At 70.1% G+C, this 26,444-nt stretch carries 27 protein-coding genes and 1 pseudogene; 14 read left to right on the top strand and 14 right to left on the bottom strand.

The features are described from left to right. Positions 1-11: 11 nt before the first annotated feature. From QH470_RS19970 to QH470_RS19960, 3 genes are read left to right on the top strand one after another with little or no spacing between them, the layout of a single operon-like run. A complete protein-coding gene (locus tag QH470_RS19970; RefSeq protein ID WP_280273912.1) occupies positions 12-1,157 on the top strand; it encodes an amidohydrolase family protein in 1,146 nt (381 codons plus the stop codon). Beyond that, positions 1,157-1,546, top strand: a complete 390-nt coding sequence (locus tag QH470_RS19965) for a Rieske (2Fe-2S) protein (protein WP_280273911.1) — start codon at positions 1,157-1,159, stop codon at positions 1,544-1,546. The genes QH470_RS19970 and QH470_RS19965 overlap by 1 nt, the downstream gene beginning before the upstream one ends. Positions 1,547-1,579: 33 nt before the next feature. Beyond that, complete coding sequence (locus tag QH470_RS19960) at positions 1,580-2,446, top strand: alpha/beta fold hydrolase (RefSeq protein ID WP_280273910.1); 867 nt, start codon at positions 1,580-1,582, stop codon at positions 2,444-2,446. 44 nt (positions 2,447-2,490) lie between these two features. Here the strand turns inward: QH470_RS19960 and QH470_RS19955 are convergent, their stop codons facing one another. Then, complete coding sequence (locus QH470_RS19955) at positions 2,491-2,964, bottom strand: hypothetical protein (protein WP_280273909.1); 474 nt, start codon at positions 2,962-2,964, stop codon at positions 2,491-2,493. Positions 2,965-3,027: 63 nt separating this feature from the next. Here QH470_RS19955 and QH470_RS19950 point away from each other — a divergent pair, with 63 nt between their 5' ends. The 4 genes from QH470_RS19950 to QH470_RS19935 are packed head-to-tail and all read left to right on the top strand — an operon-like array spanning position 3,028 to position 6,886. Next, positions 3,028-4,335 carry an NADH-ubiquinone oxidoreductase-F iron-sulfur binding region domain-containing protein gene (locus QH470_RS19950; protein WP_280273908.1) on the top strand — a complete coding sequence of 436 codons (1,308 nt, stop codon included), beginning with the start codon at positions 3,028-3,030 and terminating at the stop codon, positions 4,333-4,335. Continuing rightward, positions 4,332-4,598: a ferredoxin gene (locus QH470_RS19945; RefSeq protein WP_280273907.1), complete on the top strand. Its 267-nt coding sequence runs from the start codon at positions 4,332-4,334 to the stop codon at positions 4,596-4,598. Before QH470_RS19950 ends, QH470_RS19945 begins: the two co-directional genes overlap by 4 nt. Next, positions 4,595-5,260: a TetR/AcrR family transcriptional regulator gene (locus tag QH470_RS19940; RefSeq protein ID WP_280273906.1), complete on the top strand. Its 666-nt coding sequence runs from the start codon at positions 4,595-4,597 to the stop codon at positions 5,258-5,260. The genes QH470_RS19945 and QH470_RS19940 overlap by 4 nt, the downstream gene beginning before the upstream one ends. A 30-nt stretch (positions 5,261-5,290) precedes the next feature. After that, positions 5,291-6,886, top strand: a complete 1,596-nt coding sequence (locus tag QH470_RS19935) for an FAD-dependent oxidoreductase (protein WP_280273905.1) — start codon at positions 5,291-5,293, stop codon at positions 6,884-6,886. Here the strand turns inward: QH470_RS19935 and QH470_RS19930 are convergent, their stop codons facing one another. Beyond that, positions 6,887-8,017 carry a PucR family transcriptional regulator gene (locus QH470_RS19930; protein ID WP_280273904.1) on the bottom strand — a complete coding sequence of 377 codons (1,131 nt, stop codon included), beginning with the start codon at positions 8,015-8,017 and terminating at the stop codon, positions 6,887-6,889. Positions 8,018-8,211: 194 nt separating this feature from the next. On the opposite strand from QH470_RS19930, the gene QH470_RS19925 reads away from it, so the two are divergent. Together QH470_RS19925 and QH470_RS19920 are read left to right on the top strand one after the other, a co-directional pair. Continuing rightward, positions 8,212-9,324: a ferredoxin reductase gene (locus QH470_RS19925; protein ID WP_280273903.1), complete on the top strand. Its 1,113-nt coding sequence runs from the start codon at positions 8,212-8,214 to the stop codon at positions 9,322-9,324. A gap of 8 nt (positions 9,325-9,332) precedes the next feature. Further along, the gene (locus QH470_RS19920) at positions 9,333-10,571 is read left to right on the top strand and encodes a fatty acid desaturase family protein (protein ID WP_280273902.1); all 1,239 of its coding nucleotides are present in this window, start codon (positions 9,333-9,335) and stop codon (positions 10,569-10,571) included. A gap of 9 nt (positions 10,572-10,580) precedes the next feature. Here QH470_RS19920 and QH470_RS19915 read toward each other — a convergent pair whose 3' ends face one another. The 7 genes from QH470_RS19915 to QH470_RS19885 form a co-directional block, all read right to left on the bottom strand. Beyond that, positions 10,581-10,904: a hypothetical protein gene (locus QH470_RS19915; RefSeq protein WP_280273901.1), complete on the bottom strand. Its 324-nt coding sequence runs from the start codon at positions 10,902-10,904 to the stop codon at positions 10,581-10,583. Between the two features lie 18 nt (positions 10,905-10,922). Further along, positions 10,923-11,225, bottom strand: coding sequence for a hypothetical protein (locus QH470_RS19910; RefSeq protein WP_280273935.1), 303 nt, complete (start codon positions 11,223-11,225; stop codon positions 10,923-10,925). Positions 11,226-11,247: 22 nt separating this feature from the next. Next, positions 11,248-12,756: a class I adenylate-forming enzyme family protein gene (locus QH470_RS19905; protein ID WP_280273900.1), complete on the bottom strand. Its 1,509-nt coding sequence runs from the start codon at positions 12,754-12,756 to the stop codon at positions 11,248-11,250. A gap of 183 nt (positions 12,757-12,939) precedes the next feature. After that, positions 12,940-13,452, bottom strand: coding sequence for a hypothetical protein (locus QH470_RS19900; protein ID WP_425302713.1), 513 nt, complete (start codon positions 13,450-13,452; stop codon positions 12,940-12,942). A 130-nt stretch (positions 13,453-13,582) separates the two neighbouring features. Beyond that, positions 13,583-14,758: an acyl-CoA dehydrogenase family protein gene (locus QH470_RS19895; protein ID WP_280273898.1), complete on the bottom strand. Its 1,176-nt coding sequence runs from the start codon at positions 14,756-14,758 to the stop codon at positions 13,583-13,585. Next, a complete protein-coding gene (locus tag QH470_RS19890) occupies positions 14,742-15,740 on the bottom strand; it encodes an acyl-CoA dehydrogenase family protein (RefSeq protein WP_280273897.1) in 999 nt (332 codons plus the stop codon). Before QH470_RS19890 ends, QH470_RS19895 begins: the two co-directional genes overlap by 17 nt. Before the next feature lie 89 nt (positions 15,741-15,829). Further along, complete coding sequence (locus QH470_RS19885; RefSeq protein ID WP_280273896.1) at positions 15,830-16,306, bottom strand: MarR family transcriptional regulator; 477 nt, start codon at positions 16,304-16,306, stop codon at positions 15,830-15,832. A 338-nt stretch (positions 16,307-16,644) separates the two neighbouring features. On the opposite strand from QH470_RS19885, the gene QH470_RS19880 reads away from it, so the two are divergent. The 3 genes from QH470_RS19880 to QH470_RS19870 all read left to right on the top strand — a co-directional run bounded on the left by QH470_RS19880 (position 16,645) and on the right by QH470_RS19870 (position 20,521). Next, the gene (locus QH470_RS19880) at positions 16,645-17,727 is read left to right on the top strand and encodes an enoyl-CoA hydratase/isomerase family protein (protein ID WP_280273895.1); all 1,083 of its coding nucleotides are present in this window, start codon (positions 16,645-16,647) and stop codon (positions 17,725-17,727) included. Next, positions 17,724-19,055 (top strand): CoA transferase, encoded by a 1,332-nt coding sequence (locus QH470_RS19875; protein WP_280273894.1) that lies wholly within the window; start codon positions 17,724-17,726, stop codon positions 19,053-19,055. The genes QH470_RS19880 and QH470_RS19875 overlap by 4 nt, the downstream gene beginning before the upstream one ends. A 92-nt stretch (positions 19,056-19,147) precedes the next feature. Further along, positions 19,148-20,521: an amidohydrolase family protein gene (locus QH470_RS19870; RefSeq protein WP_280273893.1), complete on the top strand. Its 1,374-nt coding sequence runs from the start codon at positions 19,148-19,150 to the stop codon at positions 20,519-20,521. Between the two features lie 5 nt (positions 20,522-20,526). Here QH470_RS19870 and QH470_RS19865 read toward each other — a convergent pair whose 3' ends face one another. From QH470_RS19865 to mftE, 4 genes are read right to left on the bottom strand one after another with little or no spacing between them, the layout of a single operon-like run. Next, positions 20,527-21,387, bottom strand: a complete 861-nt coding sequence (locus QH470_RS19865) for an LLM class flavin-dependent oxidoreductase (RefSeq protein ID WP_280273892.1) — start codon at positions 21,385-21,387, stop codon at positions 20,527-20,529. Between the two features lie 17 nt (positions 21,388-21,404). Continuing rightward, positions 21,405-22,343, bottom strand: a complete 939-nt coding sequence (locus tag QH470_RS19860; RefSeq protein WP_280273891.1) for an adenylate/guanylate cyclase domain-containing protein — start codon at positions 22,341-22,343, stop codon at positions 21,405-21,407. A gap of 49 nt (positions 22,344-22,392) precedes the next feature. Continuing rightward, the gene (locus QH470_RS19855; protein WP_280273890.1) at positions 22,393-23,229 is read right to left on the bottom strand and encodes a mycofactocin-coupled SDR family oxidoreductase; all 837 of its coding nucleotides are present in this window, start codon (positions 23,227-23,229) and stop codon (positions 22,393-22,395) included. Positions 23,230-23,260: 31 nt separating this feature from the next. After that, complete coding sequence (gene mftE / locus QH470_RS19850; RefSeq protein WP_280273889.1) at positions 23,261-23,953, bottom strand: mycofactocin biosynthesis peptidyl-dipeptidase MftE; 693 nt, start codon at positions 23,951-23,953, stop codon at positions 23,261-23,263. Positions 23,954-24,136: 183 nt separating this feature from the next. On the opposite strand from mftE, the gene mftR reads away from it, so the two are divergent. Together mftR and QH470_RS19840 are read left to right on the top strand one after the other, a co-directional pair. After that, entirely contained in the window at positions 24,137-24,751 is a 615-nt protein-coding gene (gene mftR / locus QH470_RS19845; protein WP_280273888.1) for a mycofactocin system transcriptional regulator, read from the top strand. A gap of 164 nt (positions 24,752-24,915) precedes the next feature. Further along, positions 24,916-26,169, top strand: coding sequence for an amidohydrolase family protein (locus tag QH470_RS19840; RefSeq protein WP_280273887.1), 1,254 nt, complete (start codon positions 24,916-24,918; stop codon positions 26,167-26,169). A gap of 141 nt (positions 26,170-26,310) precedes the next feature. On the opposite strand, the pseudogene QH470_RS19835 reads toward QH470_RS19840, so the two are convergent. Further along, positions 26,311-26,444 (bottom strand): annotated as a pseudogene (locus tag QH470_RS19835) (amino acid--tRNA ligase-related protein); the annotation flags it as partial.

Below are 26,444 nucleotides of genomic sequence, written 5' to 3'. Positions count from 1 at the left end.
GGGAGACGACCATGACGCTGGCACACCGGCAACATCGCGCCCCGGCACCCGAACAGGTCGCCGTCCGGGTGGTCGACTCGGACGTGCATCCCGTGCCGCGGCGCGGGGAACTCGTGGAGTACATCCCCGAACCGTTCCGGACCGACTATTTCCTCAGCCATCGCGTCGGCGACACGATCATCTACGACGCCCCCGATTACGCGCACACCTTCGCGATGCGAGCCGACGCCTTCCCCGAGGGCGGCGAATTCCCGGGCAGCGACCCGGAATTGGCGTTCCGTCAGCTGATCGTCGACGCCGGATCGGATATCGCGATCCTGGAACCGACGGTGAAGGCGACCCGGCTGCCCGAGGCCACCGCGGCGATGGCGACCGGGGTCAACCATTGGCTCGCCAACCATTGGCTGGACGCGAAGAACAACTGGCATCAGCGCTGGCGCGGGTCCATCTGCGCGGCCATCGACGATCCGCGCAGCGCGGTGCGCGAGATCGAGCACTGGGCCGGGCATCCGTTCATGGCGCAGATCCTGATCAAGGCGGAGCCGCGCCCGTCCTGGGGCGACCCGAAATACGATCCGATCTGGGCGACGGCCACCAAGCACGATCTGGTGGTGAGCTGCCACCTGGGCCGCGGCGCGTACGAGACGATGCCCATGCCGCCGGTCGGATTCCCCAGCTACAACCACGATTTCATGGTCACCTACTCGCTGCTGGCGGCGAATCAGATCATGAGCCTGATCTTCGACGGCGTCTTCGACCGGTTCCCGACGCTGCGGATCGTGTTCGTGGAGCACGCCTTCACCTGGATCCTGCCGCTGATGTGGCGGATGGACGCGATCTACGAGGCGCGCAAGTCCTTCACCGGGATTCGGCGCAAGCCCTCGGAGTACGTCCAGGAACACATCAAGTTCACCACCCAGCCGCTGGACTACCCCGACGACAAGACGGAACTGACCCGCGCGTTCGAGTGGATGTCGGCGGACAAGATCCTGCTGTACTCCTCGGACTACCCGCACTGGACCTTCGACGATCCGCGCTGGCTGATGAAGCACCTGCCGGCGCACGCTCGCGACCGCGTGATGTACCTCAACGGGATCGAGACCTATCACCTGCCCGAGTCGGTGCCCGCCATCGAGGGTCAGCGGCGGGTGCTGTGATGGCCGACTCCGAACAGCCCCGGCTCGCCCAGGGGCGTGAGCATGTCGTGGCGACGGTCGACGAGATCCCGCCCGGCTCTTCGAAAGTAGTGCCGATCGGGCGGCACGGCGTCGGCGTCTACAACGTCAACGGGACGTTCTACGCCATCGCGAACTACTGCCCGCACGAGGGCGGACCGCTCTGCGCGGGCCGCGCGCGCGGCCGCACCATCGTCGACGAGTCGGTGCCCGGCGACCAGGTGATGGTGCGCGACCAGGAGTTCATCTACTGCCCGTGGCATCAGTGGGGTTTCGAACTGGCGACCGGAACCACCGCGGTGAAGCCCGAATGGAGCATCCGCACCTATCCGGTGCGCGTCGTCGGTGACTCCGTCGTCGTGCTGGCCTGATCGTGCCGGTATGGAGAACAGGAAGGAAGTCGCATGCCCACCGTGGCGGTGAACGGCGGCGAGGTCGTCTACGAAATCCTCGGTGACTCGGGGAAACTCGTCGTCCTGACGCCGGGCGGACGGTTCGGCATGGACGTGCCCGGCCTGCGGCCGCTGGCCGAGGCGATCGTCGCGGGCGGATACCGGGTGCTGCTGTGGGACCGGCCCAATTGCGGCGCCTCCGACGTGCAGTTCTACGGGCAGACCGAATCGCACATGCGGGCCGAGACGCTCGACGGGCTGCTGAGGGCGCTCGATGCCGGGCCGTGCGTGCTCGCGGGCGGTTCGGGCGGCGCGCGCGACTCGATCCTGACCACGATCCTCTACCCCGAGCGAGTCACCGAACTGGTGCTGTGGAACATCGTCGGCGGGGTCTACGGCATGTTCAATCTCGGCGCGTACTACGTGCTGCCGAGCCTGCAGGCCATGCGTGGCGGCGGGAATGCGGGGCTGCTGCGGATGCGGGAGTGGCGGGAGGCCGTCGAGCGCAACCCGCGCAACAAGCAGCGCCTGCTCGATCTGGACCGGGACGAGTTCGTGAAGCTGTCGCTGCGGTGGCTCAACGCGTACGTCCCGAAGCCCGGACAGACTATTCCCGGCGTGGACGACGAGCTGTTCGACCGAATTCGGGTGCCCACCTTGATCATTCGCGGCGGCGAGCACGACATCGACCATCCCAAGCGCACCTCGCTCGAGGTGAGCTGCCTGATCGAGGGGTCGACGCTGATCGATCCGCCGTGGCCCGAGGATGCCTGGGAGCGGGCCGTCGAGGCACGCGGATCCGGAAAGGTGCAGCACTACAACCTCTTCGAGACCTGGGTGCGGGCCGCCCCGGCGATCCTGTCGTTCCTGGACAACTGATGGACGGCTATCCGCTACCGGGATCGGTGGCCCGGCTGCGCCGTTCAGCGGGTGCGGATGTGGACCTCACAGTTCAGCGACGCCTCCAGGGCCGTGTGGATCCGGCTCTCCGGCACCCGCGCCAGCTCGGTCTCCGACAGCGTGACGTAGACGATGTCGAAGCCGTCGCCGCCCGGTTCCCGCACGACCTCGCCGCTGAGCCCGAATCCGGCGAGGACGCCGTGCGCGTCGTCGTCGGTGCCGCGGCTGACGAAGGTCAGGACCCCGGGCACCGGCTCGGTGCCGAACGCCGTGGCGCACAATCGCACCGCCGCGGCCACTGTCGCCTCGGGATCGTCGGTGGTGACCAGCAGTTGGATCTCCCGGCGATGCGGCGGCTTCCCCGCCACTTCGTTGTCGAACACCTCGGCCCCGAGCGACGCGGCGCTCCCCCGCAGCGCGCGCACGCCCTCCGCCAGCCGCGCCCCGGTCAATTCGCCGGCCGGATCCACATCGATCCGCACCACCGCCGTTCTCATGATCGCCAGCGTAGCGGCACGGGCGATTTCCCCGCGAGTCAGCTTCAGCCGAAAGAGGTTGCCATGCAAGAGACTTTCGATGCGATCGGGGCGCTCACCGTGGGCGCGCTGCCCGGGTGCGCGCCGCGTCTGCTGCGGCCGGTCGGCGAGGTCGAGGACTTGGCCGCCTACCGGGCCGTCGGCGGGTACGGGCCGCTGGGCGCCATGGATCTGCTGCTCACCGAGGTCCGGCACAGCGGGTTGCGCGGCCGCGGCGGCGCGGCCTTCCCGCTCGCGGTGAAGCTGGCCACCGTGCGCGACGCACAGCGGCGCGGCCACGAGACGGTCGTGGTCGCCAACGGCGAAGAGGGCGAACCGGCCTCGGTCAAGGACAAGTGGCTGCTGCGCCGCCGCCCGCATCTCGTGCTGGACGGGCTGCGGCTGGCGGCGGCGATCGCCGGGGCGCGACGGGCCTACGTCTACGTCTCGGATCCGGAGTCCGCGCGCCGGGTCGACGCCGCGCTGACCGAACTCGACACGACCGCGGCCACCGACGTGATCATCGAACTCGTCACCGTCGCACCGGGTTACGTGGCGGGCGAGGAGACCGCCGCGATCCGGGCGATCGACGGCGGTCCGGCGAAGCCCTCGGACAAGCCGCCGCGCCCCTTCGAACACGGCGTCGGCGGCGCACCGACGGTGGTGAGCAACGTCGAGACGCTGGCGCATCTGCCGTTCGTACACCGGCACGGCGGCGCGGCATTCCGGGCCGTCGGCACCGACGCCTCCCCGGGCACCTTCCTCGCCACGGTCACCGGCGCCGACCGGCCCGCGGCCCTGTACGAACTGCCGCACGGCACCCCCGTCGCGGAACTGCTCGCGCTGCACGGCATCTCGCCGGACGCCGTGCGCGGCGCGCTCACCGGCGGCTACTTCGCGGGCATGGTCGACCGCGCGATCCTCGGCGCCACGCTGGACCACGAGTCGATGCGCGGCCTCGGCGGCGGGCTGGGCTGCGGGGCGATCTCTTTGCTCACCCGCGAATGCCCGGTCGCGGTCGCCGCGGGCGTGCTGAGCTACTTCGACCGTGAGAACGCCGGGCAGTGCGGGTCCTGCTTCAACGGCACCGCCGCCATGGCCGCCGTGGCGTCCGCCCTGCGCGACGGGCAGGCCACCGCGACCGATGTCGAGCGGCTGCGGCGCTGGTCGGTGGTGCTGCGCGGCCGCGGCGCCTGCGGCACCCTGGACGGCGCGGCCAATACCGCCGCCACGCTGCTCACCCGGTTCCCCGCCGAGGTCGACGCGCATCTCGCCGGGCGGTGTGCCGCCTGCGCCGACGATGTCTACCTGGCCGAGCGGCCCTTCGACGCACAGGCGGTGCTGGTCTCGTGAAGATTCGCCTCGACCGGACACTCTGCGACGGCTTCGGCGTCTGCGCCAAGCACGCGCCCCGGCACTTCTCCCTCGACGACTGGGGTTACGCGGCCGTCGAGGGCGACGGCACCGTTGCCCCGGCGGACCGCGACAGCGTGCTGCGCGCGCTGCTGGATTGCCCGGTGCACGCCATCACCGAACTGCCGAGCGCCGAATCCCACGGTGGCACAACGACTTCCAAGGCGGCCGAGCGGATATCCGAGCGGGGGCCGACACCATGACCGATCCCGACGACAGCCTGCCCGAGGGCGCCGCCGACCTCCCCGCGTGGAAGCAGCGGGCGGTCGAGCGGTCGCTGCGATCCGCGAAAGCGCGAGCGGGGCAACGGGTGCAGCGGTTCCTGGACGCGGCGCAGGCCATCATCACCGAGAAGGGCAGCACCGACTTCACCGTCCAGGAGGTGGTCGACCGTTCGCGGCAGTCGCTGCGCAGTTTCTACCTGCAATTCGACGGTAAGCACGATCTGCTGCTGGCACTGTACGAGGACGCCCTGGGCCGCACCACCGACCAGATCCGGGCCGCGACCGCCAACAGCGTGCATCCGCTGGACAAGGTCCGCACGGCGGTGGAACTGCTGTTCCAGCTGTGCCGTCCGGATCCGCACGCCCGGCGCCCGCTGTTCACCGAGTTCGCGCCGCAGTTGCTGAGTTCGCATCCCGCGCAGATCCGGCTGGCGCACGCGGCGCTGTTCACGCTGTTCACCGAGTTGCTCACCGAGGCGCACGGCGCGGGCCGCCTGGCCTCGGGCGCGAATCCGCGGCGGCTGGCCGCGATCACCATGCAGACCGTCATGTTCATCGCGCAACCGGCCGCTACCGAGTCGGAGTCTCACCCCATTACCGCCGATGAGGTCTGGAGCTTCTGCGCGCACGGGCTCACCTGACCGTCGCCCGCACATTCGAGGAGGTCAACGGTGGCTTACGTCATCACCCAGAACTGCTGCAAGGATGCCAGCTGCGTCGCGGCGTGCCCGGTGGACTGCATCCGTCCCGTCGGCGACGACGGCGGCACCCAGATGCTCTACATCGATCCCGAGACCTGCATCGATTGCGGCGCCTGCGCGGACGAATGTCCCGTGGAGGCGGTGTATTCCGAATACGATCTGCCCGCGGACATGCTGCGCTTCGCGGAGATCAACGCCGAATACTTCCGTCGTCACCCGCTGGAGGCGGGCCCGATGGAACCGCTGGCGGCGCGCGCGGCGATCACGCCCGGAGAGTTGCGGGTCGCGGTGGTCGGGGCGGGCCCGGCCGCCTGCTATGCCGCCGCCGAACTGCTGGAGACCCCCGGTGTCGAAGTGGACCTGTTCGAGCGGCTGCCCACCCCGTTCGGCCTGATCCGCGCCGGGGTGGCGCCCGACCATCAGCGCACCAAATCGGTGGTGCGGATCTTCGAGAAGGCGTTCGCCGACAGTCGATTCGGCTGTCACCTCAATGTCGAGATCGGGCGGGAGCTGACGCACGCCGACCTGCTCGCCCACCATCACGCCGTCGTCTATGCCGTCGGCGCGTCCGACAGCCGGGACCTGCATGTTCCCGGCGCCGACCTGCCCGGCCACCACGCCGCCGCGGACTTCGTGGGCTGGTACAACGGGCATCCCGACCACGCCGGTCACGAGTTCGACCTGTCGTCGCGGCGCGCGGTGATCGTCGGCAACGGCAATGTCGCGCTGGACGTGGCCCGGATACTGCTGACGACCCCGGCGGAGCTGGCGGCCACCGATATCGCCGACCACGCGCTACAAGCCTTGTCGCAGAGCCGGATCGAGGAGGTGGTGGTGCTCGGCCGGCGCGGCCCGCGGCATGCCGCCTTCTCCTTCGGCGAGTTCCACGCCCTGGGTTACCTGTCCGGGGTCGATGTGGTCATCGAGGGCGGCGACCTCGAGCCGCAGCCCGACGACGACGTGGAGACGACCCTGAAACTGGCCCTCGCCCGCGAATACGCCGATCGCCCGCGGACTCCCGGCAACAAGCGGATCGTCTTCCGGTTCTGCGCCGCTCCCACCGAGATGGTCGGCGACGAGCGCGTCGCGGGCCTGCGCATCGCCGACGGCGCGGAGTCCGGCGGCGAACTGCTCGAGACCTCGCTGGTCCTGCGTTCGATCGGCTACCGCGGCCGCCCTGTCGACGGCCTGCCCTACAACCCCGACACCGGCACGGTGCCGCACGAGCACGGCCGCGTGATCGACGACTCCGGCGCCCCGATCCCCGGCGTCTATGTCACCGGCTGGATCAAACGCGGCCCGCGCGGGGTCATCGGCACCAACCGCGCCTGCGCCGCCGAGACCGTGGCCGCCCTCCTCGCCGACTTCGCCACCGGAACCCTGCATCGCGCGGTCGGCGACCGGGAAGCCTTGCGCGCCACCATGTCCGAGCGCGGCGTGCATGCCCTCGGTTGGCCCCAGTGGCGGGCCATCGACGCCGCCGAACGCGAACAGGGCACCGCCGCCGCGCGTCCCCGCGTCAAGTTCGTCTCCATCGATGAGATGCTCGCGGTCGCACGGCGGTAGTCAGATCCGGCTGCCGGATGTCCGGGGCGCGGCCGCGGTGAGCATGTCGTCATCGTCGGTGAAGCGCCGGACTATCAGGGCCGAACGCAGACGCCAGAGTCCGGTGAGATCGGCGGGGTCGCAGCCCGTGAGCTGGCCGATGCGTTTGAGCCGATAGTCGATGGTGTTGGTGTGCACGCACAATTGCCGAGCGGTGAGCTGGCGGTTCAGGTCGTTGGCGAGGTGGCGGGTCAGGGTTTGCAGCAGTTCGGGGCGGCTGTCGAGCGGCGCGAGCAGCGCCCGCAGCGCGTCGCGGCCGGGACCGGGGCGGGTGAGCTGGAACGGCAGCACCACGTCGTCGAACCGGTAGAGCCGGGGCGTGGCACGCAGTTGCACGGCCGTCTCGAGCAGTTCGTGCGCTTGCCGGGCGACGTCGGGGATGTCGTCGACGGCCGCGTTCAGGACCACCGCGACGAGCGCGGAACCGGCGCGTTGCGACAGTTCGGCGATCAAATCGCCCAGCCGCTCGTCCTCGATCAGGTCCATCGGCAGCAGCAGCGTGCCGCCCTCGGCGCCGAGGAACGACAGCGCGTTCGTCCCCAGCCGGTGCGCGAGTTCGCTCTCGACGCACTGCGCGGCGATGCGCGGCACGGCTCGGGAGTCGCCGTCCGCGGCGGGTACCGCCACCGCGACGACGTGGTATTTTTCGGCGATCTCGATGCCGCAGTGGCGGGCCGGGGTCCCCGCGGGCTCGCCGCGCAGCAGCACGGCCGCCATCCGCCGCGCCGCCGCGGCGCGCTGATCCGGCGGCGGCAGCTGACTGGTGTAGGCGCGGGTGAGGCCGATGTGCAGCGATTGCAGTGCGTCGAGCTGCCGCCGCATCATCGCCGTCGCCGCCGCGCCGTCCGTGGGCGCGAGCAGGCCCGCCGCGCGGTCGGCACCGAGCCGGAAGCCCTCGTGCACGACCTGCTGCAAACGATCCAGGGGGACACCGTGATTCGCCCATCGGCGGGCGACTTCCTCGAGCATCGAGACGATAGCGACGGCGTCCTCGCCGCGGCACACCCGTATCGCCAGCTGCCGGCACAGCCGCACGACATCGACCGTGTCCGAGGCCGCCGAGCGGGCCGGCTGTTCAACCGAGTCGATCACCGAACTCCTCTATGATTTGCCTGTTACCAGAAGTGTCAGCATCTTATCGAATCGGTGAACGAATGTGCACTGAATCAGTGAGATAGCCGCTCGGAGGCGGATGCACCGAAACGCCCCGACCCGCTGCGCCCGCTCGACACACTGTGCTCAGCGAAGATTCCAGTGTACGTTCGTACACAGGAGGAGGAATCGCTGTGGATCTGTTGAAGTGGAGCAAGCGCCCCGCCGCGGGGGTCGGCGCACGCAATCCGGGAGTCAACATCCTGCGCGGGCTGGTAGCCCGTGCCACCACGCCGCTGCTGCCGGACGACTATCTCCGCCTGGCCAACCCGCTCTGGACCGCCCGCGAATTACGCGGCAAGGTCGTCGACGTGGTCAAGGAGACCACGGATACGGCCACCGTGACAATTCGTACGGGCTGGGGCTTTCCGGCGTCGTACGAGCCCGGGCAGTACGTCGGCATCGGACTGCAGATCGGGGGCCGGTGGCATTGGCGGTCCTATTCGCTGACCTCGATCGGTTCCGGGCGCGACAAGACCATCTCGATCACGGTCAAGGCCAATCCCGACGGTTTCCTGTCGACGCATCTGGTCGACGGCGTCCAGCCGGACACGATCATCCGGCTGGCGGCGCCGAAGGGGGATTTCCATCTGCCGCAACCGGTTCCGGAGCACATTCTGTTCGTCACGGCCGGGAGCGGCATCACCCCCGTGATCGCGATGCTGCGGGCGCTCGGCGCGCGCGGGGACAAGCCCGACATCTGCCACATCCATTCCGCCCCCACCCGCGACGACGTCGTCTTCCTCGACGAGATGGAAACCCTCGCGGACGACTCGAACGCTTACCGCCTGAATCTCCAACTCACCAGGGAGATGGGCAAATTCGACGTCGCGCGGCTCGACGAATGGGTGCCGGACTGGCGCGAACGCGAATGCTGGGCGTGCGGCCCGCCGGCGCTGCTGGACGCGCTGGAATCGCACTACGAGGCCGGCGGTCTGCGCCACCGCCTGCATATCGAGAGGTTCACCATCGCCCGCACCGATCACGGCGGCGAGGGCGGGACGGTGCGTTTCGCCGTCTCGCACAAGGAAGCCCGGATCGACGGCGCGACAACCCTTCTCGAAGCGGGCGAGAAGCTCGGCATCGCGATGCCCTTCGGCTGCCGGATGGGTATCTGTCAGACCTGCGTCGTCCCACTGGCCGGAGGATATGTGCGCGATCTGCGCAACGGCACGGAACGGCGTGAAGGAGAACGAATCCAGACATGCATCAGCAGCGTGTCCGGCGACTGCACTCTCGATCTGTAGGAGGGTAAATGGCCATCACCGACATCGACGCCTACGCGCACCTGACCCCCGACGACGTCGAGGCGCTGGGGGCCGAACTCGACGCCATCCGCCGCGATATCGAGGAATCTCGCGGCGCGCGCGACGCCGCGTATATCCGGCGCGCCATCGCCCTGCAGCGCATGCTGGCCGTCGGCGGGCGCGCGACCCTGATGTTCAGCAACCGCCGCGCCGCCTGGCTCGCGGGCACGGCGATGCTCTCGCTGGCGAAGATCATCGAGAACATGGAACTCGGGCACAATGTGATGCACGGGCAATGGGATTGGATGAACGATCCGGAAATCCATTCCTCGTCGTGGGAGTGGGACACCACCTGCCCCAGCGTGCAGTGGAAGCATTCGCACAATTTCGTCCACCACAAGTACACGAACGTCGTCGGAATGGACGACGACGTGGGCTACGGCGTCCTGCGCATCACCCGCGATCAGCGGTGGGAATGGTGGAATATCGGCAACCCGGTCTACAACCTGGCGCTGGCGACCTTCTTCGAATGGGGCGTCGCCCTGCACCATCTCGAGGTCGAGAAGCTCCGCAACAAGGAGAAGACCTGGCGGCCGGCGATCAAGGATCTGCGCATCATCGGGACCAAGGTCGGTAAGCAGGCGGCCAAGGACTACCTGATCTTCCCTGCGCTGTCGGGCCGGAACTGGAAGACGACGCTGACCGCCGACGCCACCGCCAACATCGTCCGCAACTACTGGGCGTACGTGGTGATCTTCTGCGGCCATTTCCCCGACGGCGCCGAGAAATTCACCACGGCCGAACTCGAGGCCGAGGACCGCCCGCGCTGGTATCTGCGACAGATGCTGGGCTCGGCCAACTTTCGCGCCGGGCCGCTGATGCGCTTCATGAGCGGCAACCTCAGTCACCAGATCGAGCACCACCTGTTCCCCGATCTGCCGAGCAACCGCTACGAGGAGATCGCCGTCCGAGTGCGCGAACTGTGCGACAAATACGACCTGCCCTACACCACCGGTTCCCTGGGCCACCAATACCTGCAGACGTTCCGCACCATAGCCAAACTGGCCCTCCCGAACGCCCTGCTCGCCGCCACCCCCGACGACGCCCCGGAAACCGCCTCGGAACTACGCTTCGCGATCCGCGAGGGCGTGCACACCCATTTCGGCCCCGGCCCCGACGGCACCCGCCGAGGCCTCCGCACCGCCCTGCGCGAACTCAAACGCGCACCGCTACAGACGACGAGCTGACCCGGCGGGTCAGTCGCGCGCCCGCCAGACAGAGACGGCGAGGGTGGTGAGGTCCAAGGCGGGGCTGAGGGCTATTTCGCCGGTGGCGGCCCGCGCCCGGAAGGCCTCGACCACCTTGTCGGGGTCGTCGCTCAGTTCGTAGACGGCCAGGTAGCGGTGGGGTGGGCCGTCGGCGGTGGGGATCGGGCCGGGGACCAGGTCGTAGCGGCGGCCGGCGAGGACACCGGGGACGGCGGTCACGTCGGCGAGATGCTGGGTGTCGTACCACTCGTTGAAGGCGTCGTCCTGGCCCGCCACCGCGTTGGAGAACACGAGCATCTTCGAATTCGCCATGTTCACAACGCCTTTCGGTCAGTCGCTGGCGGGCAGCGGCTTGGCTTCCTTGAGTGCCAGCGGGGTGGCGCCGACGCTCAGCGTTCCGGCGCCGGCCTTCGTCACCAGCACCTCCGCGCCGGAATCGTCGACGTATCGCTTGCCCAGCTGATTACCCTCGGAGAAGTTCGGGTCCGGGGTCGCGCCCGCCGCCGGCTCGCCGTCGAGCGGGATCATCGGGACACCGCCCGCGCGGAGGTCGTCGAGACCGTCCGTCGCCTTCACCACGATCACCTCGGTGTCGCACACCTGGCTGCGCAGCCGCGTGCCGTTCTTGACCATTGTCATCCTTTCCTGGCGGCGATCATCGGCTCGGCGCCGCGTCCACCGCGGGTCCGTATTCCTCGATCAGAGTGCGCCGCAATACTTTTCCGGTCGGCGTGGCGGGCAGCGAGTCGCGGAACACGACCCGGTCCGGGGTGCGGGAACCGCGCAGTTCGGCGCGGACGTACTCACGCAGCTCGGCCGGGTCGGGCGTCGCGCCTGCTTCCGGCACCACTACCGCCACGATGATCTGACCCCACTGCGCGTCCTCGACGCCGATCACCGCGACCTCGCGCACCGCCGGATGTTCCACCAGCACGTCCTCGATTTCGGCCGGCGCGATGTTCTCGCCGCCGCGGATGATGGTGTCGTCGGAGCGCCCGCCGATGTACAGGTAGCCGTCGGCGTCGAGCGTCGCCACGTCCTTGGTGGGGAACCAGCCGTCGGCGTCGAGCACCGAGCCGATCCCGGTGTAGCGCCCGGACACCTGCGGCCCGCGCACGTACAACTCGCCGGTCTCTCCGGGCGGCAGCACCCGGCCGCTCTCGTCGCGGATCTGCACCTCGATACCGGGCACGGGCTGCCCGACCGAGCCGAGCCGCCGCGCCAAGTCCGGATCGGTGGCCGAGCGCGCGGCCCGGTGGTCCTCCGGGCCCAGCACCGCGATGGTCGAGCTGGTCTCGGTCAGCCCGTAGGCGTTCACGAAACCGACCTCAGGCAACAGGTCGAGCGCCTTGCGGACCAGCGGCAGCGCCACTTTGGAGCCGCCGTAGGCGAAGTTGCGCAGCGTCGGCAGTGTCGCCCCCGTCCGCTCCAGCTCCGTCACGATCCGGTCCAGCATGGTGGGTACGACCGTCGCGGTCGTCACCGATTCGCTGCCGATCAGGCTCACCCAGCGCGCGGCGTCGAAACCGCGCAGATACACCATCCGCCGACCGGCGTAGAGGTTCGACAGCGCGGCGCCGATACCCGCGATGTGGTACGGCGGCACACAGATCAGCGCGGCGTCGGTCGGTGCGGCCGAATCGAATTCGACCGTCCCGGTGATGTAGCTGAGCAGATTCTGGTGCGACAGCTCGACCGCTTTCGGCGCCGAGGTGGTTCCGGAGGTGAACAGCACGACCGCCACCTGGTCCGGATCGGGCGACTCCGACACCGGTTCGGCCGCGGCGGCGGCCGTGACGAACTCGCCCGAACGCACCACCCGCTCGCCGAATCCGGAGACGACGTCGTGATACTCGTCGTCGCACACCAGCAGCGGATCGTCCAGTCGCGCAACCAGTTCCCGCAGCGCGTCGCCGCTGAGCCGGTAGTTCAGCGGCGTGACGGGCACCGCGGCGCCGGCGGCCGCGAAGATCAGCAGCGGCAGCATGTGCCCGCCGGTCCCCACATAGGCCACGCTGCGCGCGCCCGACGCCCTGACGACACCCGCGCCACCTTGCGCCAAGTTCTGCAGTTCGCCGGTGCTCCAGCGCAGTTCGTCACAGACGATGGCGGTGCGCTCGGGGTCGCCGGAGACCGCCATGTCGAGCAGCAGCGACACGGTCATGACGCGACTCCGCTCGCCCGCGGCACGCGCGTGGCACTCTGCCTCGCGATTCGCTCATCCCGTCGGCTCATTCGCACCCTCTCCGCGAGCATCCGCCCACCGCGCGGCGGGCGGGAGACTTGTCGGCAGCTCTCGTGGTATCGCCATTCTCTTTCAAAGAGAATAACATATTCAGCGGTGCGCTCAGCCCGCCGAGACCAGGTCCGACCCGCCCCACAGGCCGGTGAGCAGCAATTCCCCGCACCGGAACACCTCGGCGTCGCCGATCTCGATGCCGGGAGCGCCCGCCGCCTTCAGAGCCGCGCTCTTGAAAGCCCGTGCGGCGCCGCTGAGCCGGTGCTCGACGACACCCAGCCTGCCGTCGAGTTCCGCGGGCAGTTTCCCGCCCCACAGCGCGACCTCGATGAGGCCGTGGTCCAGACATTCCAGCACGCCGCCGCGCACCCGCGCGTCGGCGACGAACATCTCCGGATCGACCGCGACGGCGTGCGGCCAGGTGTCGTGCACCGGCGAGGCCAGCGACCGCTCCAGATCCAGCACGGTGGCGCCGAGGATCTGCAGCGGGCGCGCGTCGGTGGCGTCGGCAAGCAGCACGGTCACCTCCCAGCCCGCCATCGTCCGGTCGCACACCCAGCCGCCGACATGCCGCACGGCCTCGACGGCGTCGGTGGCGACGACGGCGAGCCGGTAGCGCAGCAGATGTTCGCGGGCGTGTGCCCGCCAGCCCGAAACCGATTGCAGCGCACCGGGTTCCGCTGCGCCCGAGGCGACAGAGTGAGCAGCCATGGTGTCCGTCCCGAGGGTGAGCGTAGTGACGTGCGGCGACTCAGCCGCGTGGCAGGCCGAGCACCCGCTCGGCAATGATGGTGCGCTGAATCTCCGAGGTGCCGCCGGCGATGGTGCCGGCGAAGCTGCGGATATAGCGCTCGAACCAGCTGGACCAGTAGTGGTCCAGGGTCCACGGACCGGGTTCCGAACTTTGCGCGGGATGCACGAGCCCCTCGGCCCCCAGGGAATTCAGCGCCTGCTCCGAGGCCGACTGAATCGCCTCCGAGCCCAGCACCTTGAGTACCGACAGGGCCGGGACGTCCTGTTCACCGCGGGCCTCCCGGGACAGCGCCGCCGAACCCAGCAGCCGCAAGGCCTCGGTGTCCATCACCAGCCGGGCGTAGGCGTCGCGGTCGTGGATGTCGCGCGGACGGAAATCGCGCAGCAGATCGTCCAGCCGGTCGGCGTAGCTCAGCCACAGCATCGTGCGCTCGTGCCCGAGTGAGCCGTGGGCCACCGACCAGCCCTTGTTCAGCTCGCCGAGCAGATTCTCCGCGGGCACCCGGACGCCTTCGAAATAGACCTCGTTGAAGTCCAGGTCGTCCGGCGACGCCACCGACGGGAACGGCCGCCTGGTCACCCCGGGCAGGTCGGTGGGGATGATCAGCACACTGATCCCCCGATGCTTGGGCGCGTCCGGATCGGTGCGGACGAAGGTCAGCAGCACGTCGGCGTCGTGCGCCCCGGACGTCCACACCTTCTGGCCGTCGACGACGAATTCGTCCCCGTCGCGGACCGCCCGGGTCCGCAGCGACGCCAGGTCCGACCCCGCGCCCGGCTCGCTCATCCCCAGCGACGCGGTGATCTCGGCCCGCAGGATCGGCACCGCCCAGCGGCGCTTCTGCTCCTCGGTGCCGAAGGTCAGCAGCGAGGCCGCGACGATCCCGACGCCCTGCGGGTTGAAGCTGTGGTAGATCCGCCGCTTGGACAGTTCCTCGAGGTGCACGTACTGCTGCAGCACCGAGGCGTTGCGGCCGCCGAACTCCGGCGGGTTCGCGGGCAGCAGCCAGCCGTTGTCGAACAGCAGCCGCTGCCAGCGCCGAGCCCATTGCGGCACATCGGAACTGGAGCGCGAACGCTCGGCGGTCTCGGAGGCGTCGGGCAGGTGTTCGGTGAGAAAGGCGACGAACTCGGCGCGGAACGCCTCGACGTCGGGATCAAACGTGAGCTGCACGGTACTCCTCGGCGATCAGTGCCCGGTGCTGGGCCGCGCCGCCGAGCATCAACTCACCGGCCTTGGCCCGTTTGAGCGCGAACTGTAGGTCGTTTTCCCAGGTGAAGCCCATGGCGCCGAACGACTGCAGGCCGTGCCGGAAGACCGTCGACTGGCATTCGCCCGCCGCGGCCTTGGCCATCGATGCCGCCAGTCGCCGTCGCGGGTCGTCGGCCGCCAGGCACAGCGCGGCGAAATAGCCGAGGGCACGGGCACGTTCGATGGCGATGTGCATATCGGCCGCCTTGTGCTGCACGGCCTGGAACGATCCGATGGCGGCGTCGAACTGGCGGCGGGTGCGCACGTGGTCGAGGACCATGTCCAGGATGCGCTGGCAGGCGCCCACCATGGTGAGCGAGAGCCCGGTGAGCGCGTGCTGGCGAGCCTGCTCGGGGTCGACCTCGACGCGGTCGGCGGCGGTGACTCGCACCGCGTCGAATGCCACGTCGGCGATGTGCAGCACCGGATCGAACACCGAAGTGCGCGTCGCGGTGACGGCTACGGCGGACACCACGAACACACCAGCCTCCGTGACCACGGCCAGCCGCTGCGCCCGATCTCCGTCCAGCACGTGCCGTGCCGTGCCGTCCAACCGCCAGCCGGACCCGTCGGCGGCCGCGGTGACGCCCGAATACACTGCGGCGCCGGGTTGTTCGATATTGCCCGTTTCCCCGGCCAGCGGCGCGAACTGCGACATCGTCGCCAGGAACGGGGTGGGATCGGTGGCGCGGCCGAGGCCTTCGAACACGATGCCCAGTTCGACCGACAGCGCCGGATCGGCCAGTTCGGTCCAGCCGACGTCGACATAGGTCTGCCACAGCGTGCCTGGTTCGACCTCCTTGTCGACGACGTCCCTGATCAGCGCGGGCGGACACTCCCTGGCGGTCACCTCGCGCACCGTGTCGCGCAACAGTCGCTGGTCGGCGTCGAACTCGAAGAGCATCGCGGCCTCCCTTCCTTCGCAGCCTCACATGCAACCCGGACGAGAATAACATTCTCTCATCCGGAGAGCCTATTTACGACCGATTCGGTTCATACCGCGTCGGCCTCGGACACCCGGCCGGTCGCCCGGGCGAGCGCGGCGTTGTAGTCCCGCACGAAGCTCACCAGCGCCGCCAGCGTCTCGTCGTCGTCGGGCAGGCTGTCACCGAGGGCGGTCAGCTCCCCGTACAGCGGCGCCACCGCCACCTCCGCCCGCACCGCCACCGGTTCCACCCGGACCCGCCGCCGATCCTGCGCGTCCCGGTTGCGGCGCACGTAACCCGCGCGTTCCAGGCGGTCGACAACGGTGGTGATGGCGCCACCGCGCGCGATCCCCAGCAGGTCCGCAAGCTCGCCCGGCGTCAGCGGACCCCGCATCCGTAACAGATTCAGGCACGACAGATCGGTGACCGTGATACCCAGTCGCGCGGCGACCGCGGAATGGAACACCACAGTACGGGTCGCCTGGACCCGCAATTCCTCCCGCAGCACGGCCACCATGTCGGCCCGCGCGCTCCCTGTCGGCATCGACGCCACTCCTTCCGGCCCGCCGCTCCCGCAACTGTCGGCATTGCCATGCATCGGTTGAGAGAATATCATTCTCGCAGCCAGGTAAGGAGGATCTCATTATGATGTGGACATGCCCTATCACCTGTGGACCCGCCGCCTGCCGCCCGCGACCACGCGGGCGATGAAGGACCAGCTGTGGTAGCCCCCACGGGGCGGTCGCCGGCGGCCATTCCAGTGCAACCCCAACCGGGTCGCCGCGATCGGCGCCGCAGCAGGGCGCGCACGGGGTCCGAAACCCGCCGTTACCCACGGATCCCGTGCTCGCGCCGGCCCGGCCGCGCGCGGAATGTGCGCCCATGATCGACCTCACCGGTATCGACCTCGGACCCGACGGGCAGCCCGGCGAGCCACTCGTGGTGCTGGAGCCGCGGCGTCCGCACGACCTGTCCACGGCCGAGGCGGTGCGGCTGGCGGCGGTGGCGGAACGCGCCGTGCCGTTGGTGGTGACGGTGTTGCGCGAGCCGCCGCCGCCACAGTTGCGGCCGCTGCTCAGCGCCTCCACCCTGACCCTCGTCGATCAGCCGGTCTCCGAACGCTGGCAGCAGGTGGTCACCGTCCCGGATGTCGGTGCGGCCCTGGATACCTTGCGCCGCGCCGTGGACCACGCCCCGCGCGCCGCGATCGCCTGCGGGCAGCTGCTGCGGCAGACCGCGGCGCTCCCGACGACGCCCGCGCTGGCCGCGGAGGCGGCGGCGTACTCGATGTTGCTGGGGGGCAGCGAATTCGCCCGCTGGCTTGCCGAAAGAGGTCCGGCGCGAGCGGATCCCACCCCGGGCGGGGAACCGGTGCGCGTGCACCGGGACGGTGCCACGCTGTCTGTCACGCTGGACCGGCCCCGACGCCGCAATGCCCTGAACGCCCGGATGCGGGAGGAGCTGCTGGCGGCGCTGGCGGTCGCCGATGCCGACCCGGCCATCGAGTCGGTCGAGCTGTCCGGTGCCGGTCCGGCCTTCTGCAGCGGTGGAGACCTCGATGAATTCGGTACCGCCACCGATCTTGTCGCCGCATATCTGGTCCGGTTGGACCGAGCGCCGTGGGCGGTGATGGACCGCATCGCCGGTCGGCTGACCGCCCGCGTGCACGGCGCCTGCATCGGCGCCGGCGCCGAGATGGCTTCCTTCGCCGGAACCGTGATCGCCGCCCCCGACACCTACTTCCAATTCCCGGAACTGAGCATGGGCCTGGTCCCGGGCGCCGGTGGCACGGTCGGTGTCCCCCGCCGAATCGGCCGCTGGCGCGCGGCCTGGCTCATGCTCACCGGCGAGCCCATGTCCGCCCGGACCGCACTCGAGTGGGGATTGGTCGACCGTCTCACCGAAACCGAGCTCCCGCACAGCGATTCGCCGGACCTGAGCATGCTGTCGAGGACGCCCCGATGACCACGCCTCCCCAGCCCGACACTCCCGCCGCCGTCGTCCGCGGCTGGCTGAGCTCGCTGGGAACCACAACCTCCGGCGCAGGACCCGAAGGGGGAACGCGGTTTTCGGGGACAGATGACGCGGAACCGGCCGAATGTGCGGCGCTGGGCTGGGCGGCGTCCGGGGCTATGGACCTCACGGGTGCGGCGGACGGTCCGCCGGTGTTGTCGCCCGCACCGGCATACGGTTTGCTGGTCGAGGTCGCGCGGGTATTCGCTGCCCTGACCGAGCGAATCGGGCGGCGGGTGGATCCGGATCCGGGGGTGATTCTTTCCGGGCGGGCGGGCTTGCGCGGGTTGCGGCGGGCCGGGCGGCGGACGGCGGGTGGGGCCGGGCGGCTGTTGCGGACCGCGGACGGGTGGTGTGCGGTGTCGCTGAGTCGGCCCGACGATATCGAGGCGGTGCCCGCGCTCGTCGGCGAGCCGTGTCACGAGGACCCCTGGGTCACTCTCGAATCGGCCGCGACCCACTGGACCGCAAGGGAATTGGCCGAGCGGGCGCAATTGCTGGGTGTCCCGGCGGCGGCATTGCCGACCACCCCGCACCGCTGCGCGCCGTGGCAAAGCGAGCACATCAGCGACCGGGTGGCCGGGCGCGGGCTCGACGACTGCGTGGTGGTCGATCTGTCGTCCCTGTGGGCGGGACCGCTGTGCGCGCATCTACTCGGGCGGGCCGGTGCGCGGGTCATCAAGGTGGAGAGCGCCCATCGCCCCGACGCGAGCCGGAGTACACCGCAGTTCTTCGAATGGCTGCACGCCGGTCACGAGTTCCGATCCGCCGACTTCCGAACCCCTTCCGGGCGAGACGAAGTGGCCGCGCTGATCGACTCCGCCGACATCGTCCTGGAGGCATCCCGACCACGCGCACTGGAGCAATTGGGGCTGGGACCGGACTCCCGTCCGCACCGCCCCGGGCAGATCTGGCTGAGCCTCACCGGCTACGGCCGCGACCACCCGATGCGCGTCGCGTTCGGCGACGATGCGGCGGTCGCGGGCGGCCTGGTCGGGTGGCACGACGGCGAGCCCGTCTTCTGCGCCGATGCCATCGGCGACCCGCTCTCCGGAATATGCGCCGCCCTGGCCGTGGCGGGCGCGGTCCAGGCAGGCGGCGGCCTGCTCATCGACCTGTCCATGCGCGCCACCGCCACAGCCTTCACCACCGCCCCCGCCCTCTCCCACGGCCCGCACCGGCTCGTACGCCACCACGACGCATGGGCCGTCGAGTGCGACCACCTCCACCGCACGCAACCCGTACTCCCCCAGCCGATCCCAGCGCAGGCGGTCTCCTGAGCCATGCCCGCAACCGCCGCCTCAATTCGCGCCATACGTGGAAGACGCTCCCGCGCAGTCCCTTTCGTGGCCGAGAGGCAGGGCGAGCCGACATGCTGATTCGCAATGCGACGGTATTCGGGAGCGCGTGTACCGATGTGCGGTGGTCTCGGGGGCGCATCACCGACTGCGGGCGGGGTCTGCGGGCGGAAGTGGGCGAGGAGGATATCGACGCGCGGGGTGGGTGGCTGTTGCCGGGATTGCACGATCACCACACACATGTGCGGGCTACGGCGGCGCTCGCGGCATCGGTGCGGCTCGACGAGCCCCCGGCAAGCAACCTCGCTGAGCGGTTGCGCCGGGCCGATCGAGAAGCGGCCGCCCACACGTGGATTCGGGCCGTCGGGTATCACGAAACGAGCGACGAGCCGCTGGACCGGTGGGCGCTGGACCGGATGGTGAGCGGCCGCGCGGTGCGGGTGCAGCATCGGTCGGGGGCGTTGTGGGTGCTCAATTCCCGTGCCTGCGAACTACTGCGCGTGGACGAATGCGCGCTCCCCGGCGTGGAACGCGATGCCGCCGGGCGCGCGACGGGTCGGCTGTGGCGAATGGACGCGTGGCTGGCGGAGGGCCTGCGGTCGGCGCCACCCGACCCGGCCGGAGTGAGCGCCGCCGCGGCCGCGCGCGGGATCACCGGCTTCACCGACGCCACTCCGGCACTGCGGCAGGCCGATATCGACGGGTTCGCGGAGCTGGTCGCCGACCGGCGCATCGTGCAGCGGATGCACTGCATGGCCCCGCCGGGCCTGTCCGGACCGCCCGAGCCGCGATTCACGCTGGGCCCCACCAAATTCCTGCTCGACGACACCGCGCTGCCGCCGCTGGACGATCTCACCGACCAGTTCCGCGCCGCGCACGCGGCGGGCAGATCCGTTGCGGTGCACTGTGTCACGCGGGTACAGCTGATCGTGACCATGGCCGCGCTGGACAGCGCCGGAGTGCGCCGCGGCGACCGTATCGAGCACGGCGCGATCATCCCGGCGGAGTCGATGTCGTGGCTGCGGGACCACGGGCTACCGGTGATCACGCAACCGCACTTCCCGATCGAGCGCGCCGACCAGTACGCCCGGGACGTGCCCGCCGACGAACAACCCGACCTGTGGCGGCTGCGGTCACTGCTCGACGCCGGTGTCGCCGTCGCGGCCGGGACCGACGCCCCCTTCGGATCCGCCGATCCGTGGGCGGTCGTCCGCGCCGCCGTCGAGCGGCCCGCGAAACCGTCTGACGCCGAGAGCGTTTCGCTCCACACGGCCGTCGCATTGTTCCTCGGGGAGGCACACTGTCCCGGACGCCGTCGCACCATCGAACCCGGCGGAGCCGCGGACCTGACCTTGCTGCGCACACCACCGAACGATCTCCTGGGCACCCCCACCACCGACCTCATCGCCGCCACCATCGTGGACGGCCGACCGGTGTACCGAGCCTGAGACATTCAGCGCGGGTGCGCTCCCGCGCCACGCAGAACCTGCACCACCGACTCCCCGAACTCCGCCAGTGTCGCGGGCGGCGCGAAGTCCGCGAACCACACATAGAAACGCCGCACGCCGAGCCGCGCCAGACCACCGAAATGCTCCACCAGATCGTCGGCGTCCCCGCATCGCAGCCCGTCGCCGAGATAGCCGAAGCGGCGCTCGCTCACCGCCCGCACCTCCGCCGCGGACTGCCCGGCCCCCACGAAACCGATCATCTGCTGAATCGAGGCCCCCGCCGAGCCGATCGAGGGCAGCAGGTCGGGTAACCGGCCCAGTTCCGTCGCGGGCAGATTCCACCAGGTCGCGTACTCCCGGACCAGCTCCAGCGTCTTCGCCCCGGTCCCGCCGAGCACCAGCGGAATCGGCGTGGACGGTTGCGGCACTTGGGCTTCCGCCGTCGTGCCCCAGTACCGCCGCAACGACGCCAGCGTGCGCTCGAGCCGCTCTCGGCGTTCCGCCGCCCGCGCTCGAGTGATCTCGAACCGGACCAATTCCGCCGGTATCGAACCGGACCCGAGCCCGAGCTCGAATCTGCCGCCGGACGCCTCGTGCAGCGTCACCGCCTGCTTGGCGAGCACCGCGGGATGCCGGAACGCGTCGCACAGCACCAGGTGCCCGACCCGCAGCCGGTTCGTCCGCGCCGCCACCCAGCTCGCGACCGTCATCGCCTCCCACAGCGGCTGGTGCTCCGCGCCCGGCGCCACCAGGTGATCGATGAACGCCACCCCGTCGAACCCGACCGACTCCGCGGTCTGCGCGCGCTCCACGATGTCGGCCATCGGCATCCGGATCTGCGGTATGAACAAGAAGAATTCGGCCATTCGCCTCTCGCTGTCTCTCATTGCCGTTCGACCAGCACCGGCGCCACCGTCCCGATGCCGCGAATCACGGTGTCCGGCAGGGGTTTCAGGTGGAAGCCCGGATGCGCGGCCAGCGCCTCGGCGACCGCGGGCGCCGCCAGCACCGTGTCGGGATCGGCCAGCGTCGTCAGGCGGCTGGCGAGATTGACCGTGACGCCGAAGATGTCGCCCAGATACCGGATCACCGGTCCCAGCGCCACCCCGACCCGCAGCCCGGGAATGTCGCGGTCGGCGGCGAACTGCGCGATCAGCCGAGTCGCGATGTCCGCCACCGCAGCCGCGTCGTGCGCGGTGAACAGCACCTCGTCGCCCAGCGTCTTCACCACGCTGCCGCCCGACTCGAAAATCACCTGGGTGGAACGGAATTCGAAGCGGCCGACGATGCGGGTCAGTTCGCTGTCGGTGCGATGCCTGCTCAACTCGGTGAAATCGACGATATCGGCGAACCCCACCGCCACCGCCGCCCCCGGATCGGCATCGGCGTCCGCCTCGAAAGCCCGTATGGCGCCGGCCAATTGGCGTACCCAGATCTGCCCGAGCACCCGCTGCACCTCGGGCATCCGGTGCATCATCTGCTCCACCACGTCGATCCCGCCGGCCCGAGCCCGCGCCTGCTGGCTGGCCAGGATCTCCACCTGCAGGTGCGCCAAATGCGCGATCGCCCGCGTCAGCACCCGGGTCAGGCGCAGCGTATCCGCTTCGGTCATGACGTTTTCCGAGACGTAGCCGCTGATGGTGCGCAGCAGTTGCACGTCCGAGGCGCCGAACGCCACCGCGGTGTCGCCGGTCGTCGGGTAGCCGAGCGCCCGCCAGTACTGACGGGCCTGCACCAGCGGGATACCGACGGCCGCCGCCGCGTCCTCGGCCGAATAGCGCAGCGGCTCACCGAATCCGGGCAGCAGCGGCAGCCCCGCCATGAGAACTCCTGTCTCCTAGGTCTTCCCGGTCGTCGAGTTCACCAGTCGGTCATAGGGCGAGCCCGCCGTCGACGGGGATCACCGCGCCGGTCATCGCGCTGTTGTCGGCCCCGGCGAGGAAGGCCAGCACCGCGGCGATCTCGCCCGGTTCGAGCAGCCTGCCCACCGGCTGCTGCCCACCGAAACGCCCGGGATCGGAGAAGCCGTAGAGGCGGGCGGTCTCGTCCAGGATCGCGGTGTCGGTGGAGCCGGGACTGACCGCGTTCGCCGTGACTCCGGTGCCGCCTAGTTCCGCGCCCAGCGCCCGGATCAGCCCCGCCACACCGGCTTTGGCCGCACAGTAGGCCGCCAGCTGCGGCAACCCCTTCGTCGCGGCGGCCGACGCCACGGCCAGGAATCGCCCCGATCGCGGGGCGGGGCGGTCCAGCAGGGCCGGGACGGCCGCGCGCGCCAGGTTCGTCACACCGCCCAGGCAGACGTCGAGCACCGCACGCTCCTGCTCGATCGGCATGTCCCACAGGGGCACTCCCCCGGCGATCACACCGGCGGCGGCGATCGCCGCGTCCAGCCCGCCCCAGGCGTCCACCGCCTCCGCCACGGCGGCGCGCAGCGCGTCGGCGTCGCGGACATCGGCCACGAACGGCCGCACCGCGCCGACCCGGTTGACCCGGCCGCCCGCCTCGGTGGCGACCGCGAGCAGTTCCTGTTTGGTCCCCATCGCGTACGGCAGCACCGAATCGTCGGCGGCCACGTCGACCGCCAGCACCGACCACCCGCGATCGGCCAGCGCCAAAACGGTGGCCGCGCCGATCCCCCGGGCCGCGCCGGTCACCACGGCGACCCGGCGATGCCCGGTGGAATTCGCTACGTGTCGAGCCCGCGCCACGACGCCACCCCGCTTCCGGCCCGGATCGCCCTCATGCCGCCGCCGTCTCGTGCCACCGCTCGATCCGCTCCGCCAGCGCCCGCACCAACGCCTCGGCGAGGACGCCGCCCTCCGCTCCGGTCGCACCGGCCGGGTCGCCGAGGACGCCCGCGTCGCTGATCGCGCGCACGCCGCAGGAACGCAACGGCGGCACCGGTTCCGGCGCCCGGCGAGCACCACCCGTCACCGCCCGGTAGTCCCGGACCGCCAGGGGACGGACGGCGAGCATCAACGCCGTCTCGGTGCGTCCGGCGTGCGGATCACCGTTCCAGTACGGGGCGAAGGCCCGCACGTCGCGCGACTCGGCCCGCAACCGGTCGACGGCGCGGGCCACCGGTTCGGCGCTACCGTGATGCGTCGAAACCAGCAGCACCCGCTCGAATGTCTCGCAGGCGCTGCGCCCCAGCTCGGTGAGTACCAGCTCCAGCGCCGACTGCCCGATGGACAGCGCGCCGACCGCATCGCCACACCCATAGGCGACGGGCGGCGCGACCAGCACGTCGGTGCGCGACCGCGCCAAACGCTCGCACAGCGCGCCCGCGACGTCGGTGTCGGCGGATACCGGTAGATGTGGCCCGTGCGGTGCCGTGGCGCCGACCGGAACGGCCAGCAAGGCGCCGGCGGCCGCGCGATCCCGGATCTCCGTCCAGGTCAGGTCGGCCAACCGATACCGCGGGCCGTTCATGACAGCACCTCGCGCGACAGCGGTGCCGCACACCGGATTCCGGCCCGGTACGACCCCGCGTCGCGTACCGAATCGTGCTCCGTCTCCACAGCGTCGTCGATCATGAGGACTCCCCGGATGTGCGCTTTCGTCACACAGTGACGAAATGGAAATGCTGTTCTCCATTTACGATAATGTCATTGCGTGTCAGAAACAAGATCGGGCCGCCCCCGCGGCACCAGTCGCCGCGAACTGGAGCTCGTCGCGCTGCGGCTGTTCACGACGCAGGGCTTCGAGGAGACGACCGTCGAACAGATCGCCGCGATCGCGGGCGTCAGCCGGCGCACGTTCTTCCGCTACTTCGACTCGAAGGCCGCGGTGCTGTGGCACCGCTTCGATACGGAGGTCGGCGCGATCCGCGCCCAACTCGACCGCGCGCCGGCGGATCTCGGCCTGCTCGCCGCCATCCGCCGCGCCGTGCTGGCGGCCAACCGATATCAGACCGCCGACGTGCCCGAACTGCGGATGCGCATGATCCTGCTCAGCTCGGTCCCGGATCTGATCGCCAGCGCGGCGGTGCATTACCACGCATGGGAGCGGGCGATCAGCGACTTCGCCGCCCGGCGCACCGGACGTCCGGCGGACTCGCTGTACTGCCTCGCGGTCGGCCGGGCGACCCTGGCGGTGTGCCGCGCCGCCTACGACAGCTGGGTCCAGCGCGCCGACGCCGATCTCACCGAGTATCTCGATACCGCCCTGCGCGCGCTGGAGACGGGCTTCTCCGACAGCGTCGCGACCGCGCCACCCGGGCGGCGATGAACCGGCGAGCACCCGCGTCGCCGGATTCCCTGCCCTCGGCAGGACCCTGAGTGTATCGTCTACGCCAGATGCGAGAGTATCATTCTCGTAGGTGGAGATTGAAAATCTCGCGCCACGCTCGGGGTCGACCCGTACGACATTCCGCACGAACAGCGAGGAGTCCCGTGAACATCGACGACATGATCCTGGTAAGTATCGACGACCATGTGGTCGAGCCGATCCACATGTTCGACGGCCATGTCCCGAAGAAGTGGGCGGATCTGGCGCCCAAGGTCGTCGTGGACGAGAAGGGCATCGACCGCTGGGTCTACCGGGACCGGCCGACCGGGGTCACCGGCCTCAACGCCGTGGTGTCGTGGCCGCCGGAGGAATGGGGCTACGACCCGGCGGGCTACGCGGAGATGCGGCCCGGCGTGTACGACGTGCACGAGCGTATCCGCGACATGAACGCCAACGGCATCCTCACCTCGATGTGCTTCCCCACCTTCGCCGGATTCAGCGCGGGGCACCTGGCCTACTTCAAGGACGAGATCACCGTCGCGATGATCCAGGCCTACAACGACTGGCACATCGAGGACTGGGCGGGCGCGTATCCCGGCCGGTTCATTCCGCTGTCGATTCTGCCGCTGTGGGATCCGAAGCTGGCGGTCGCCGAGATCGCGCGGGTCGCGGAGAAGGGCTGCCATTCGGTGTCGATGCCGGAGCTGCCGCACCTCGACGGCCTGCCCAGCTACCACGACATGGACTACTGGGGCCCGGTGCTGGCCGCGCTGTCCGACCACGGCACGGTGATGAATCTGCATATCGGCCAGGGTTTCCGGGTGCTGAACCTGGCGCCCAACGCACCGATCGACAACCTCATGGTGCTGGCGCCGAGCGTGTCGCTGATCGCGGCCCAGGATCTGCTGTGGGGCCCGGCGTTCCGCACCTACCCGAAGCTCAAGGTCGCCTTCTCCGAGGGCGGCGTCGGCTGGATCCCGTTCTTCCTGGACCGCTCCGACCGGCACTACACCAACCAGAAGTGGCTGCGCCGCGACTTCGGCGGCAAGATGCCCAGCGAGGTGTTCCGGGAGCACACCATCGCCTGCTACGTCACCGACCGCACCTCGCTGAAGATGCGCCACGACATCGGCATCGAGAACATCGCGTGGGAATGCGACTACCCGCACTCGGATTCGATCTGGCCGAACGCGCCGGAATTCGTGCTCGAGGAGCTGCAGGCGGCCGGGGCCAGTGACGCCGATATCAACAAGATCACCTGGGAGAACGCCTGCCGCTTCCTGAACTGGGACCCGTTCGCGCACATCCCGAAGGAACAGGCGACGGTCGGCGCGCTGCGCGCCCAGGCGAAGGATGTCGACACCTCGACCACGTCCCGCAAGGAGTACGCCGAGGCCTACGCCGCGAGGGCGAGCTGACGGCGGTGGCCCGGCCGACACCCGCGGGCGCGTCTCGGAGGCGGCCGCGACCCCGCCGGTACGAGCGCGCCCGTGCCCCCGGGTGGCCGGATGAGTGAGGGCAAAGTCCGCGCCACCGCCCTGCTGCCGTGGACCCAGCGGGAACAGCTGCGGGCTCTGCGGCAGCGCGTAGAACTTGCCGGGCTGCAGGCGGGCCGGGACCTCGAAGTCGCGCGCGCCCTCGGGGGTCGACCGCGTCATGGTCGGCGTCTCGACCTCGATGAACGCATGCTGGT

Source organism: Nocardia wallacei, assembly GCF_029868745.1.
Taxonomy (GTDB): domain Bacteria; phylum Actinomycetota; class Actinomycetes; order Mycobacteriales; family Mycobacteriaceae; genus Nocardia; species Nocardia wallacei_B.
The sequence above is the reverse complement of the archived record's forward strand: the minus strand, read 5'-3'. Positions and strand labels throughout refer to the sequence as shown.

What these genes read in the sequence shown, in the direction of transcription:
- QH470_RS19970 (WP_280273912.1), top strand. Translation starts at nt 12, where the DNA reads ATGACGCTGGCACACCGGCAACATCGCGCCCCGGCACCCGAACAGGTC.
- QH470_RS19965 (WP_280273911.1), top strand. Translation starts at nt 1,157, where the DNA reads ATGGCCGACTCCGAACAGCCCCGGCTCGCCCAGGGGCGTGAGCATGTC.
- QH470_RS19960 (WP_280273910.1), top strand. Translation starts at nt 1,580, where the DNA reads ATGCCCACCGTGGCGGTGAACGGCGGCGAGGTCGTCTACGAAATCCTC.
- QH470_RS19955 (WP_280273909.1), bottom strand. Translation starts at nt 2,964, where the DNA reads ATGAGAACGGCGGTGGTGCGGATCGATGTGGATCCGGCCGGCGAATTG.
- QH470_RS19950 (WP_280273908.1), top strand. Translation starts at nt 3,028, where the DNA reads ATGCAAGAGACTTTCGATGCGATCGGGGCGCTCACCGTGGGCGCGCTG.
- QH470_RS19940 (WP_280273906.1), top strand. Translation starts at nt 4,595, where the DNA reads ATGACCGATCCCGACGACAGCCTGCCCGAGGGCGCCGCCGACCTCCCC.
- QH470_RS19920 (WP_280273902.1), top strand. Translation starts at nt 9,333, where the DNA reads ATGGCCATCACCGACATCGACGCCTACGCGCACCTGACCCCCGACGAC.
- QH470_RS19915 (WP_280273901.1), bottom strand. Translation starts at nt 10,904, where the DNA reads ATGGCGAATTCGAAGATGCTCGTGTTCTCCAACGCGGTGGCGGGCCAG.
- QH470_RS19910 (WP_280273935.1), bottom strand. Translation starts at nt 11,225, where the DNA reads ATGGTCAAGAACGGCACGCGGCTGCGCAGCCAGGTGTGCGACACCGAG.
- QH470_RS19905 (WP_280273900.1), bottom strand. Translation starts at nt 12,756, where the DNA reads ATGACCGTGTCGCTGCTGCTCGACATGGCGGTCTCCGGCGACCCCGAG.
- QH470_RS19890 (WP_280273897.1), bottom strand. Translation starts at nt 15,740, where the DNA reads ATGCTCTTCGAGTTCGACGCCGACCAGCGACTGTTGCGCGACACGGTG.
- QH470_RS19885 (WP_280273896.1), bottom strand. Translation starts at nt 16,306, where the DNA reads ATGCCGACAGGGAGCGCGCGGGCCGACATGGTGGCCGTGCTGCGGGAG.
- QH470_RS19880 (WP_280273895.1), top strand. Translation starts at nt 16,645, where the DNA reads ATGATCGACCTCACCGGTATCGACCTCGGACCCGACGGGCAGCCCGGC.
- QH470_RS19875 (WP_280273894.1), top strand. Translation starts at nt 17,724, where the DNA reads ATGACCACGCCTCCCCAGCCCGACACTCCCGCCGCCGTCGTCCGCGGC.
- QH470_RS19870 (WP_280273893.1), top strand. Translation starts at nt 19,148, where the DNA reads ATGCTGATTCGCAATGCGACGGTATTCGGGAGCGCGTGTACCGATGTG.
- QH470_RS19865 (WP_280273892.1), bottom strand. Translation starts at nt 21,387, where the DNA reads ATGGCCGAATTCTTCTTGTTCATACCGCAGATCCGGATGCCGATGGCC.
- QH470_RS19860 (WP_280273891.1), bottom strand. Translation starts at nt 22,343, where the DNA reads ATGGCGGGGCTGCCGCTGCTGCCCGGATTCGGTGAGCCGCTGCGCTAT.
- mftE (WP_280273889.1), bottom strand. Translation starts at nt 23,953, where the DNA reads ATGAACGGCCCGCGGTATCGGTTGGCCGACCTGACCTGGACGGAGATC.